Source organism: Flavobacterium supellecticarium, assembly GCF_004801375.1.
Taxonomy (GTDB): Bacteria; Bacteroidota; Bacteroidia; order Flavobacteriales; family Flavobacteriaceae; genus Flavobacterium; species Flavobacterium supellecticarium.
Genome location: NZ_SSNZ01000007.1, coordinates 150,201 through 164,730 on the forward strand (window position 1 = coordinate 150,201; position 14,530 = coordinate 164,730).

At 42.1% G+C, this 14,530-nt stretch carries 7 protein-coding genes; 6 read left to right on the forward strand and 1 reads right to left on the reverse strand.

The features are described from left to right. Positions 1-115: 115 nt before the first annotated feature. Positions 116-1,531, reverse strand: coding sequence for an APC family permease (locus E6C50_RS13950; RefSeq protein WP_136403842.1), 1,416 nt, complete (start codon positions 1,529-1,531; stop codon positions 116-118). A gap of 90 nt (positions 1,532-1,621) precedes the next feature. Between E6C50_RS13950 and E6C50_RS18050 the strand changes: the two genes are divergently transcribed. From E6C50_RS18050 to sov, 6 genes are all read left to right on the forward strand, one after another. Further along, a complete protein-coding gene (locus tag E6C50_RS18050) occupies positions 1,622-2,122 on the forward strand; it encodes an N-acetyltransferase (protein WP_136403843.1) in 501 nt (166 codons plus the stop codon). Between the two features lie 45 nt (positions 2,123-2,167). Beyond that, the gene (ruvB, locus tag E6C50_RS13960; RefSeq protein ID WP_136403844.1) at positions 2,168-3,190 is read left to right on the forward strand and encodes a Holliday junction branch migration DNA helicase RuvB; all 1,023 of its coding nucleotides are present in this window, start codon (positions 2,168-2,170) and stop codon (positions 3,188-3,190) included. 5 nt (positions 3,191-3,195) lie between these two features. Next, the gene (queG, locus tag E6C50_RS13965) at positions 3,196-4,122 is read left to right on the forward strand and encodes a tRNA epoxyqueuosine(34) reductase QueG (protein ID WP_136403845.1); all 927 of its coding nucleotides are present in this window, start codon (positions 3,196-3,198) and stop codon (positions 4,120-4,122) included. Positions 4,123-4,286: 164 nt separating this feature from the next. After that, positions 4,287-6,584, forward strand: a complete 2,298-nt coding sequence (locus E6C50_RS13970) for an NADP-dependent malic enzyme (RefSeq protein WP_136403846.1) — start codon at positions 4,287-4,289, stop codon at positions 6,582-6,584. Between the two features lie 94 nt (positions 6,585-6,678). Continuing rightward, positions 6,679-7,260: a Holliday junction branch migration protein RuvA gene (ruvA, locus tag E6C50_RS13975; RefSeq protein ID WP_136403847.1), complete on the forward strand. Its 582-nt coding sequence runs from the start codon at positions 6,679-6,681 to the stop codon at positions 7,258-7,260. A gap of 39 nt (positions 7,261-7,299) precedes the next feature. Further along, complete coding sequence (gene sov / locus E6C50_RS13980; RefSeq protein WP_136403872.1) at positions 7,300-14,481, forward strand: T9SS outer membrane translocon Sov/SprA; 7,182 nt, start codon at positions 7,300-7,302, stop codon at positions 14,479-14,481. Positions 14,482-14,530 lie beyond the last annotated feature (49 nt).

The window sequence follows — 14,530 nt, forward strand, 5'->3', positions numbered from 1 at the left end:
AACTGATTAACCCTTTCAGAAAGTTATTCGGAAAAGAATCTGTATGTTATAAAATAAAAAACCTGCCAGAATAAAGTTCTGGCAGGTTTGTATCTTTTTCTTTGTTCTTTTCTCTTTACTCTTTGATCTCTTTCTGTTTCGTAAGATAATAAACCGGTATTCCGGCGAGCATAATCAATACGCCCCAACCACACGTACTGGTGCGGTCGATTAACAAAGCAATACAGATAGCCGATGCCACAATAATATATAAAGCCGGTAATACCGGATAAGCAAAAGCTTTATACGGCCTGTGAGCGTCCGGCATTTTACGGCGTAAAATAAAAATACCATAGATCGTCAGTATATAAAAGATAATTACAATAATCATTACATAATCCAATAAATCCCCGTACTTACCGGTAAGGCATAAAAAAGACGCCCAGATACACTGAATCCATAATCCCCAACCTGGAACACTTGCTTTGTTTAATTCGGCCGCTTTTTTAAAGAAAAGGCCGTCTTTGGCCATGGTGTAGTATACGCGCGATCCGGCCATAATCAATCCGTTATTACAACCAAAAGTCGAAATCATAATCATTACTGCGATCACAATCGTACCGGTTGCCCCAAAAATATGTTGGGAAGCGGCTACAGCAACGCGTTCTGATGGGGCAAATGCGATGTCGTTTAATGGCATTACCGCCACATACATTACATTGGCCAGAATATAAATCACACTCACTGTCAGGGTGCCTAAAAATAAACTCAGTCCTACGTTTCGTTCCGGTCGTTTGATCTCACCCGAAATAAACGTCACTCCATTCCAGGCATCGCTCGAAAACAACGAACCAACCATCGAAGCGGCTATGGCCGAAACCAGTGTGTATCCCGAAATAGCAACCCAGGAATTGGTATCCTTGTTAAACGTTTGCGCATTCCAGGCATCAGCCCAGTTGGCATTCCATATTTCCGCTTTGGCGGCTAAAATAAAACCGAAAATGATCAATCCGAATAAGGATGCAATCTTGGTAATCGTAAAGACGGTTTGAATGTATTTGCCATTTTTGATACCTTTACTATTGATATAACTTAGGAAAATAATAGTGGCTATCGAAACCAGTTGTGCAGCATTTAATTGAAACGTACCAACCTCAAATAGGATATTGGTATCACTTACCGACGGAATAAGGTAGGCGGTAAATTTAGAAAACGCTACGCCAACAGCGGCAATCGTTCCGGTTTGTATGACCGAAAAAAAGCTCCATCCATATAAAAAAGCAATCAGTTTGTTATAGGACTCTTTGAGGTAGATGTATTGCCCGCCGGCGTGTGGAAACATGGCACTTAGCTCGCCATAACTCACCGCAGCTGTGATGGTGATTAAAGCCGATACAACCCAAATGGCAATCAGCCATCCGGCACTTCCAATGTTTTGGGTAATCCCGGCGCTGACAATAAAAATTCCGGAGCCAATCATGGAGCCGACTACCAGCATGGTTCCGTCCAGAAGACTTAATTCCCGTTTTAATGTTGGGGTTTCTTTTTGCATGTGTTGTTGATTTATTGGGGATAAATATATGAAAAATGCGTTTTATTGTGCTTTTTTTTGTAACTTTCATAAAGACAAAAACAAGACATTATGGAAAGTCCAAAAGAATATTCCAATGGTGAAATTACTGTAGTTTGGAAGCAACAATTATGTGAACATTCCGGAAATTGCGTTCGTGGACTACCCGAAGTTTTCCGGGCCAAAGTAAGACCCTGGATCGAAGTCCGTAAAGCGGGCTCGGATGAAATTGTCGAACAGATCAAAAAATGCCCTTCGGGTGCTTTGTCGTATTACTATAATAAAAATAAAATGGAAGATCATTTAAAGTTGGTGAACAATGAAGAAAAAAGTCGCTTCGAACTAGAAGTAGACGGACATATCGCTTTTATCGATTATAAAATAAAAGACAGAAAGATCTACCTCATCCATACCGAAGTGCCGGCCGAATTGGGAGGAAAAGGGATCGGCAATGCGATAGTACTGAAAACACTTCACTATATAAAAGATAATGGCTATTCATTAGTGCCATTGTGTCCTTTTGTGGCGGCCTATATTAAAAGGCACCCGGAATGGGAAGCGATTGTTGCCTAGTAAGAATGCGCTTGATCCCAGCCAAACATTTCCTATCTTTGCCAAATGAATGAGCATTTAGATCCGACTAACCAACGATATAATCCGGAGGAACTTGATTTAGAAAAAAAATTAAGACCACTGTCTTTTGACGATTTTACCGGACAGGATCAGGTACTGGAAAACCTGAAAGTGTTTGTACAGGCTGCCAATCTTAGAGGGGAAGCACTGGATCATACTTTGTTCCATGGGCCACCCGGTTTGGGAAAAACAACCCTGGCCAATATTCTGGCAAATGAGCTGGATGTAAATATCAAGATCACTTCTGGTCCGGTATTGGACAAACCTGGCGATCTGGCCGGTTTGTTGACCAATCTGGACGAACGGGATGTGTTGTTTATCGATGAGATTCACCGGCTAAGTCCCATCGTGGAAGAATACCTGTATTCGGCTATGGAGGATTTTAAAATTGATATCATGATCGAAAGTGGACCAAATGCCAGAACGGTGCAAATTAATCTTAGCCCGTTTACACTGGTTGGTGCGACAACGCGCTCCGGTTTACTTACCGCACCGATGCGGGCTCGTTTCGGAATCCAAAGCCGTTTACAATATTATAATACCGAATTGTTAACCACAATTGTACAACGCAGTGCGTCAATCTTAAAAATGCCAATCACGATGGAAGCCGCTATCGAGATTGCCGGCAGAAGTAGGGGAACACCGCGTATTGCGAATGCATTGTTGCGTCGTGTCCGCGATTTTGCTCAGATAAAAGGGAATGGAAGAATCGATGTAGAAATTGCCCGTTTCTCCCTTAAAGCCTTACATGTGGATGCGCATGGGTTGGACGAAATGGACAATAAAATTCTGAATACAATTATCGATAAGTTCAAAGGCGGACCGGTTGGATTGTCGACATTGGCAACAGCGGTGTCCGAAAGTGGCGAAACGATCGAAGAAGTATACGAGCCATTCCTGATTCAGGAAGGGTTTATCATCCGAACACCACGCGGTCGTGAAGTAACCGAAAAAGCCTATTACCATCTGGGAAAAACCCGTCCCGGTATTCAGGGAGGATTGTTTTAATTAGCATGATCAATAATTCAGAAAAATATACGCAATTGATAAAAACCGAAGCCAAACGCCTCGGTTTTTTGTCATGTGGGATATCCCGTGCCGGTTTTCTGGAAGAAGAAGCGCCCCGACTGGAAAAGTGGCTTAATGCCCAGATGAACGGAAAAATGGGGTATATGGAAAATCATTTCGACAAGCGGCTCAATCCGACTTTGTTGGTGGACGATGCCAAAAGTATTATTTCGTTAACGCTGAATTATTATCCCGAAGTCAAACAAAACGTCGGAAGTTATAAGATCTCAAAATATGCTTATGGTCAGGATTATCATTATGTGATCAAGGAAAAACTCAAGGAGTTATTGTTTTTTATCCAAAATGAGATCGGGGAAGTGTCCGGTCGCGCTTTTGTCGATTCGGCTCCGGTTTTGGATAAAGCCTGGGCAGCGAAAAGCGGTTTGGGTTGGATCGGGAAAAACAGCAACCTGCTTTCCAAACAGGTGGGGTCGTTTTTCTTTATCGCCGAATTAATCGTAGATTTGGAATTGGAGTACGACAATGCGACAACCGATCATTGCGGGAAGTGTACTGCCTGTATCGATGCCTGTCCTACTGAAGCGATTGTGGCGCCCTATGTGGTCGATGGTAGTAAGTGTATTTCGTATTTTACGATCGAATTAAAGGAAAATATCCCGTCGGAAGTAAAAGGTAAATTCGACGACTGGATGTTTGGTTGCGATGTTTGTCAGGATGTATGTCCGTGGAATCGCTTTTCAAAACCGCATCAGGAGCCGTTGCTTAAACCGAATGAATCCATACTGTCTTTTTCGAAAAAAGACTGGGAGGAGATTACCGATGAAACCTTCCGGAAAGTTTTTAAGGACTCTGCCGTAAAACGCACCAAATACGAAGGATTAATCCGTAATATGAATTTCTTAAAAGAATAATTCTAAATAATACAACTTATTATCTTTTTGTGAATCAGAGTCTTGCTTTTTTTTAGGCTTTTTGATTTGTTGTAACAGCGCATCATTTTTAAAATATTAGCTGTTAAAAGTTTCTAAAATTATGTGCATACCGTTATCTTTGTGAGTTAGTAAAATAAAAAACTATGCATAAAGACAGCAAAAGAAGAGAGGCTTTATTATATCATGCGAAACCTACACCCGGAAAAATCCAGGTAGTACCCACCAAAAAATATGCAACACAGCGCGATCTGGCACTGGCATATTCCCCGGGAGTTGCAGAGCCATGTTTGGAGATTGAGAAAGATGTAAACAATGTGTATAAGTATACGGCCAAAGGAAACCTGGTAGCGGTGATTTCCAATGGAACGGCTGTATTGGGATTGGGCGATATCGGACCGGAAGCTTCAAAACCGGTTATGGAAGGTAAAGGACTTTTGTTTAAAATCTTCGCCGATATTGATGTGTTTGATATTGAAGTGGATACCAAAGACGTAGATAAATTTATTGAAACTGTAAAAAATATTGCACCAACTTTTGGTGGGATTAATCTGGAAGATATCAAAGCGCCTGAATCGTTTGAAATCGAACGACGATTGGTAGAAGAATTGAATATCCCGGTAATGCACGACGACCAACACGGAACAGCAATTATTTCGGCTGCAGCCTTATTAAATGCTGTAGAATTGGCCGGTAAGAAAATGGGAGAGGTAAGAATGGTAATCTCCGGAGCGGGTTCGGCAGCTATTGCCTGTGCCAACCTGTATGTGTCGTTTGGTGTTAAACAGGAGAATATCGTAATGTTTAACAGTAAAGGAGCGTTGCGTAAAGGAGATCCTAGAGTTTCCGAAATGCAGGCAAAATATGCTACCGATAAAGAATACGCTTCTCTTGGTGATGCGATGTTAGGGGCCGATGTATTTATCGGTTTGTCTTCGGGCGATATCGTAACACCGGATATGTTAGTTGGAATGGCTGAGAATCCAATTGTTTTTGCCATGGCAAATCCGCGTCCGGAAATCAATTACGATCTGGCTATTGCAACCCGTAAAGATATTATTATGGCTACCGGTCGTTCCGACCATCCTAATCAGGTGAACAACGTACTTGGGTTTCCTTTTATTTTTAGAGGTGCTTTAGACGTTCGGGCAACCAAAATTAACGAAGAAATGAAAAAAGCTGCGGTAGTGGCTTTGGCTAATCTGGCCAAAGAATCCGTGCCGGAGCAGGTAAATATCGCCTATGGCGAAACCAAATTAATTTTCGGTAGAGATTATATCATCCCGAAACCGTTTGATCCAAGATTGATTGCCGAAGTTCCACCGGCTGTAGCCAAAGCAGCTATGGAATCAGGAGTGGCAACAGCGCCAATTGCCGACTGGGATAAATACCGCGAGGAATTATTGGAACGTATGGGATCGGATAACAAAATGCTACGACTGTTACAGAACCGTGCGAAAACAGATCCGAAGCGTGTCATTTTTGCCGAAGCCGATCATCTGGATGTATTAAAAGCAGCGCAGATCGTTTTGGAAGAAGGTATCGGACAGCCGATCTTATTGGGTAACCGCGAAACCATTTTGGAATTAAAAGCGGAAATCGGTTTTGAAGAAGAAGTGTTGATTATCGACCCGAAAACCAAAGAAGAGGAAGAACGAAGAAATCGTTTTGCCGAAGTATATTGGAAAGCCCGTCAAAGAAGAGGGACAACTTTATTGGATGCTCAGAAGTGGATGCGCGAACGCAACTATTTCGCCGCGATGATGATTAATGAAGGTGAAGCCGATGCTTTGGTAACCGGATATTCCAGAAGTTATCCAACAGTGGTAAAACCAATGTTGGAGCTAATTGAAAAAGCACCTGGTGTTTCAAGAGTTGCGACAACCAACCTGATGATGACCAAACGCGGACCATTATTCCTGGCTGATACGGCAATCAATCCGAATCCTTCCGCGGAAGATTTGGCTAAAATTGCTTTGATGACCGCCAAAACGGTAAAAATGTTCGGTATGGAACCGGTGATTGCCATGGTATCGTTCTCGAATTTCGGATCGTCTAAAAATGAAGGCGCTTCCAAAGTACGCGAAGCAGTGGCCTATTTGCATAAAAACCACCCGGATTTAATTGTGGACGGTGAGATTCAAACCGACTTTGCGTTGAATTCGGATATGCTAAAAAGCAAATTCCCATTCTCTAAACTGGCCAATAAAAAAGTAAATACCCTGATTTTTCCAAATCTGGATGCTGCCAATATCACCTATAAGATGATAAAAGAGTTGTATAAATCGGTGTCGATCGGACCAATCATGTTAGGATTGGAGAAACCGGTACATATTTTCCAGTTAGGTGCCAGTGTAGAAGAAATGGTGAATATGGCTGCCGTTGCGGTTGTCGATGCTCAGGAAAAAGAGAAGCGGTCGAAACAACAATCAGTAAAGAAATAATTACGGGTAACGGAACAAAATAATCACTTTGTACTATAAAATTAGGATAGTAAAAGATTTTTCTTATTTTTGGTAATAACGAATACGGGTCAATATGATTGCACATATTAAGGGACGGCTTGCCGAAAAGTCGCCAACAGAGGTAATTATAGATTGTAATGGCGTAGGATATCAGATCCATATCTCGCTCCATACGTTTTCGTTATTGCCAGATACGGAAAATATTAAGCTCTATACGTTTCTTCAGATTAAAGAAGATGCGCATACCCTTTTTGGTTTTGTCGAAAAAGCCGAAAGAGAACTGTTTAAACTACTGATTTCTGTTTCCGGTGTCGGAGCAGGAACTGCACGGACGATGCTCTCGTCTATTCCTCCACAACAAATTATTCATGCTATAGCCAATAACGATGTCGCGACAGTCCAGTCTATTAAAGGAATCGGGGCTAAAACGGCGCAACGCGTTATTCTGGATCTGAAGGATAAAGTACTTAAAGTTTATAATTTGGAGGAAGTTTCGGCAGTAGAAAGCAATACAAATAAAAATGAAGCGTTATCAGCTTTGGAGGTTTTGGGATTCCTGCGGAAATCAGCCGAAAAAGTAGTTGATAAAATTGTTAAAGATAATCCAGATGCTTCTGTGGAATCAATCATTAAACTAGCTTTAAAAAATTTATAATTCTTGGAAACATTTTACGCGCATGATTTTTTTAAGAAGATAAAGACCGGACTCACGATTTTGGTTTTATTCTTTTGTTTTTCTGTCCAGGCTCAGGTTGATGAAGAAGAACAGGATTCTATCAAAACCGGTTCTTCAGTAGGAAAACTTAATATCTCCAATCCGAAAAGTATTGTAGAGGCTTATACCTATGATCCGGTAACCAACCGTTATATCTATACCAAAACATTCGACGGTTTTAATATTAATTATCCGATCATCCTAACACCAAAAGAATATGAAGAGTTGGTGTTGCGAGAGTCCATGCGAGACTATTTTAAGAAAAAATCAAGCGCTATCGACGGTAAAAAAGCGGGTAGCGAAGATGCGAAAAAAGATTTATTACCACGATATTATGTAAATTCCAATTTCTTCGAAGCTATCTTTGGAGGAAATACAATCGACGTAAAACCGCTCGGTTCCGTTGAAGTGGATTTGGGAATGCGGTATACCAAACAGGATAACCCGGCATTTTCGCCAAGAAACCGTTCTACCTTTACTTTCGATTTTGACCAGCGAATCAGTTTGAGTTTACAAGGGAAAGTAGGAACCCGTTTAAATGTAAATGCCAACTACGATACCCAGTCGACTTTTGCTTTCCAGAATTTAATTAAATTAGAATATACACCAACCGAAGACGATATTATTAAAAAGATCGAAGTCGGAAACGTAAGCTTGCCGCTAAACAGTTCTTTGATCCGTGGTGCGCAAAGTCTTTTCGGGGTGAAAGCGCAATTCCAGTTTGGAAAGACGACCATTACCGGGATTTTCTCCGAACAGAAATCACAAACCAAAACCGTTACCGCACAGGGTGGTGGAACCATTCAGGAATTCCAGTTGTTTGCATTGGATTATGATTCCGACCGACACTATTTCCTGTCGCAGTATTTCCGCAACCGTTATGACGAAGCCTTAAAGCAGTATCCGCAAATTAACAGCCGGGTACAAATTACCCGTGTGGAAGTTTGGATCACCAACAAACAAAACCGTGTTAGTGGTACCGATAACAACCTGCGTAACATTATGGCGTTACAGGATTTGGGAGAGGCGCAACAATTGGGTGTACCGGATGCCAACATCATTGGAATCCCTTCCGGTGGATTTTTTAACCAGCCTCCGGGATCTCCTGTTGATAATAAAAATAACAAATTCGATCCGGGAGCGATCGGAACCAACTACCTGAATTCGGGTATCCGTGAAATTGTAAACGGAAGTGCCGGATTTAGTGTGCCAGCCTATAACGTGGTCGAAGGTAAAGATTACGCCAAATTGGAAAATGCGCGTAAATTATCGTCCAACGAATATACCTATCACCAGCAATTGGGATACATCTCGTTAAACCAGCGTTTGGCAAACGACGAAGTACTGGCAGTAGCCTATCAGTATACCATTGGGGATAAAGTATACCAGGTTGGGGAATTCGGAACCGATGGTGTCGATGCCACACAGGTTCAAAACGGTATCCCGTCGACACAAAGTCTTATCGTAAAATTATTAAAAAGTAACCTGACCAACGTAAACCAGCCGATCTGGAATTTGATGATGAAAAATATCTATCAGATCCCGGGTGCTTACCAGCTGTCTCAGGAAGATTTCCGTTTTAATATTTTGTATACCGACCCGTCACCGTTAAACTATATTGTTCCGGCTGGTCCGGGCAGTGGATCGCAACCCGCGATTCCATTACCGGGTGATGTGGAAAATACACCATTGATTAAAGTTTTCAATGTCGACCGACTGAATTACACCAATGACCCACAGGTGGGTGGTGACGGTTTCTTCGATTTTGTTCCGGGTATTACGGTCGATCAGCAAAATGGACGTATTATCTTTACAACGGTTGAGCCATTCGGGGATCACCTTTTTGAAAAATTACGATCCAACGGAAATGAAAATTATGATGGTGACGTAACCAGTGGTATCGATTATAATGCCAATCAACGTAAATATGTATTCCGAAACCTGTATAAAACCACTCAGGCGGGGGCATTACAAGATAGTGATAAAAATAAATTCCAGTTAAAAGGTAAATTCAAATCCTCGGGAGGAGACGGTATTGCGATTGGAGCCTTTAACGTACCGCAGGGATCGGTTGTAGTAACCGCCGGTGGACGTCGTTTGGTTGAAGGTGTGGATTATACCGTAGATTATCAGAGAGGACGCGTACAAATCCTGGATCCGTCGTTACAGGCGTCCAGTATTCCGATTGAAGTGTCGTTGGAAAACAACGCCATCTTTGGTCAGCAAACCCGACGTTTTTACGGGTTAAATGTGGAACACAAATTCTCGGATAAATTCTTGATCGGCGGTACCTTCCTACGATTATCAGAACGTCCGTTTACACAAAAATCAAACTACGGTCAGGAATCGGTAAACAATACCATTTATGGTTTAAATACCAATTTCTCTACCGAAGTTCCATTCTTTACCCGTTTGGTAAACAAACTTCCAAATGTGGACACCGATGTGCCGTCGAACTTATCCTTCCGTGGAGAGATCGCCTACCTACAGCCGGGTGCTTCTACAGCGGATCAGTTTAACGGAGAAGCGACAACCTATATCGATGACTTCGAAGGTTCGCAAACGACGATCGATATGCGTTCGGCTCAGGCGTGGTCGTTGGCGAGTACGCCGGTGGGCTACGGAGACGAATTGTCGGCTCCGGATTACGGTTACCGAAGAGCAAAATTATCGTGGTATTCCATTGACCCGACCTTCTATGCCTCATCGCAATTACCGGCCGGTTTATCGGTAGATGATATCTCCTCAAACCGTACCCGTCGTATCTATAGCCAGGAGTTATATCCGGTTACCGATATTGCACAAGGACAAAGTACAGTGATCAACACACTCGATTTAACGTATTACCCGAAAGAAAGAGGACCGTACAACTTTAGCCCGTTGGCGAATCCATCGGATAACTCCTTAGCCAATCCTCAAAATAACTGGGGTGGTATTATGAGAGCGATCAACTCGACCAACTTCGAACAATCGAATGTGGAGTATATCCAATTCTGGATGATGGACCCGTATTACGGTTCCGATGTTCAGGGGATTACAACCAATGAAGGGAAATTAACGTTCAATATTGGTGAGATTTCGGAAGACATCTTAAAAGACGGAAGAAAATTCTATGAAAACGGTTTGGGACCAAATCAGGTTCTGGTACAACCGCAAGGTCCTTGGGGGAATGTGCCGGCATCGCAATCGCTAATCTATGCGTTCGATACCAATGAAGGGAATCGTGAAGCGCAGGATGTTGGTTTGGATGGATTGAACGATGCCGAAGAAGCAGCAAAATTCCCTGCTTTTGCCAGTAATCCCGATCCTGCTGCCGATAACTACCAGTACTTCTTAAATGCACAAGGAAATATTATCCAGCGTTACCGTAATTATAACGGTGTTCAGGGGAACTCGCCAATCGCTGTTTCGGATACCAACCGTGGATCGACAACCTTACCGGATGTAGAGGATATCAACCGTGATAACACGATGAATACGATTAATGCGTATTGGAAGTTTGAAGTTCCGGTGAAATATTATCCGGGTGAAGTTCCGGTGGGACAGGATTATATTGCCGACGTTCGGGTAAACAATAACGTTGATCTTGCCAATGGTGGTACCGGTCGTGTGCGTTGGATCTTATATAAAATTCCAATTCTGGAAGCAACCAGTGCCAATCAGGAAGGTTCAATTTCTGATTTCCGTTCGATCCGTTTTATGAGAATGTTTATGTCGAACTTCTCCGATCAGATCACGTTGCGTTTCGGTGCTTTAGATTTAGTGCGTGGTGAATGGAGACGTTATACCGGAACACTGGATCCAAACGAAACCGAACAACAAAACGAAAATGACAATACCGGGTTTGACGTAGTAGCGGTAAACATACAGGAAAATGGGAACCGTTTGCCAATTCCGTATGTAACACCTCCGGGAGTAACCCGCGAACAATTATACAACAACAATACGATTATCAATCAAAACGAACAATCGTTGTCGTTACGTGTTTACAAAAAAGATGCGAACCTTCCGGGATTAGGAGGTTTGGAACCGGGCGATGCCAGAGCGGTGTTTAAAAATGTAAGTGTGGATATGCGTCAGTTTAAAAAACTACGAATGTTCCTTCATGCGGAAGCTTTACAACCACCAGCCGAAACACAACCGTTAATGGCCGATCAGATGGTGGCGTTTATCCGTTTTGGTAATGATTTTACCCAAAACTTCTATCAGGTGGAGATTCCGTTAAAACCGTCGGCTTTCTCGGCGCGTTCGGCAGAGGAAATCTGGCCTGCGGATAATCAAATCGATTTAAGTCTGGAATTGTTAACCAAGTTAAAAGTGCTCGCATTACAAGGTAACTTACCGAATCCGGTAGATCCGTTAACGGGTATCGGATATGCCCGTGAGGATGTCCTGGATCCATCATTGGCCGGAAAACCAAATATGTTGACATTAGGTATTAAAGGTAATCCGAACTTTGGTTTGGTGCGGACCTTAATGGTCGGAGTGAAAAACATCTCCACTCAGGAAGTACGCGGAGAAGTTTGGTTTAACGAATTGCGTATGTCTGATATGGATAACAAAGGCGGTATGGCGGCTATTGCCAATTTGGATACCAACTTTGCCGACCTGATGAATATTTCGGCAACCGGTAGAATGAGTACCATCGGTTTCGGAACACTGGAACAGGGACCTAACGAAAGAAGTCGTGAGGATACCAAGCAATATAACATCGTTACCAATATTAACATAGGTAAATTATTGCCGAAGAAATGGGGAATCAACCTGCCGTTTAACTACGGTGTAGGTGAGGAGATCATTACACCGCAATACGATCCGTTTAATCAGGATATCAAATTACAACAGTTGTTGGATGTAACCGTCGATAGTGCCGAAAAAGACAATATCCGTAATCGTGCGATTAATTATACCAAACGTAAAAGTATCAACTTTATCGGGGTGAAAAAAGACCGTGCGCCGGAACAGAAACAGCGCGTGTATGATGTAGAAAATCTAACCTTGTCGTACTCGTTTAACGAAATGGAACACCACGATTTTGAAGTGGAAAGTTTGGTGGATCAGCAGGTGAAAACCTCAGCCGATTATGCTTATACATTCAAGCCAAAAGCTGTGGAACCGTTTAAGAAAACGAAGTTCATGAAGAAAAGCAGTTATTGGAAAATGTTGAGCGACTTTAACTTTAATTATTTGCCAACAACCATTTCATTCAGCTCGACAATTTTACGTCAGTACAACAGACAACAGTTCCGACAGGTAGATGGTGTGGAAGGTATTGCAATCGATCCGTTGTACAGAAGAAATTACTTCTTCAATTACCAATACGGGTTTAATTATAATCTAACCAAATCGTTACGTATTAATTATAGTGCGTCATCCAATAATATCGTTCGAAATTATCTGGATGAAAATAAAATACCGGATCCGACAAATACGATCTGGGATAGTTATTTTGATATCGGAGAGCCAAACAACCATACACAACAGTTAAACGTAAATTACGATCTGCCGATAAATAAATTGCCGTTCTTAAGCTTTGTAAAATCTACGTATACGTATACCGGTGATTACAACTGGCAACGTTCGTCGGATGCTTTCTCGTCGATCGATGGCTACGATTTGGGTAACACGATTCAGAATGCAGCGTCACACCGATTGAATACGGTATTGACAATGGATAATTTCTATAAGTATATCGGTCTGACCAAACAACGTAGAAAAGCGGCGCCAAAAGCCAATACACCAGCTCCGAAAGCTCCGGTTCCGGGTCAGAAAATTACCCAGATCCAGCAAGCTCCGGAAGACAAACCAAATGTCATTATCGACGGTTTGATCGGATTGGCAACCAGTGTGAAAAATATTCAGATTAACTATACCGATAATGGCGGTACCGTACTTCCGGGGTATTTACCGAAAGTAGGTTTCTTCGGAACCATGCAACCGTCGTTAGGATTTATTATGGGTAGCCAGTCGGATATTCGGTATGAAGCAGCCAAAAACGGATGGTTAACTACTTATCCGGAATTCAACCAGAGTTTTACACAGGTGCGTAATAAATTATTGGATATTACCGCACAGGTAGAACCGTTTAATGATTTAAAAATTGACTTAAATGCGAATCGTACCTATTCGCAGAATTTCTCAGAACAGTACGATGTGGATACATTCGGAAATTATAACGCCCGTTCGCCTTACGATTTTGGTAACTTCTCGATTTCAACAGTGTTGATTAAAACAGCGTTCTCCAGAAGTGACGAAACCGGTTCGGATGCGTTTAACGATTTTAGAGAAAACCGATTGACCATTGCAAGACGTTTGGCAACCGAAAGAGGTCTGGATCCAAATAATACTACTCCGGATGGTTACCCGGTTGGATTTGGAAGAAATAGCCAGGCGGTGTTATTACCAGCATTCCTTGCTGCTTATACCGGAACAAGCGCTTCAAGTGTGTCAACAGGAATTTTCCGCGATGTGCCAATTCCGAACTGGAACATAAAATATACCGGATTGATGCGTTATGGCTTCTTTAAAGAAAATTTCAAACGATTCTCATTACAACACGGTTATCGTGCCTCGTATACGGTAAGTTCATTCCGTTCGAATTTCGATTACGATGCCGATCCGAATGTTATAAACCCGACAACCGGAAACTATCCGGTGAAAACGATTGTAGCGAATGTCAACTTAGTGGAACAGTTTAATCCGTTGATGCGAGTGGATTTTGAAATGAAAAACTCATTCAAGATTTTAGCCGAAATGAAAAAAGACCGAAGTTTATCATTGAGTTTCGATAACGGATTGTTAACCGAAGTGAAAGGAAACGAGTATACGCTGGAATTTGGATATCGTTTTAAAGATGTTACGATCAACTCGAAACTGGCTGATAATCCAATGGGTGTGATTCGTAGTGATATTAACCTGAAAGCGAATTTAACATTACGTCAAAATCAGACGATCGTTCGTTATTTGGATTACGATAATAACCAGTTGGCTGGTGGTCAGGATATCTGGTCGTTAAAATTAACAGCCGATTATATGTTCAGTAAAAACCTGACAGCGATTTTCTATTACGACCATTCGTTCTCGCAGGCGGTGATCTCGACTTCGTTCCCGATGACGAACATCCGTTCCGGTTTTACACTGCGTTATAACTTTGGAAATTAATAAGCAAAACATTTTAAAGTTACCGCTAATAAAATTACATTTGTCAATA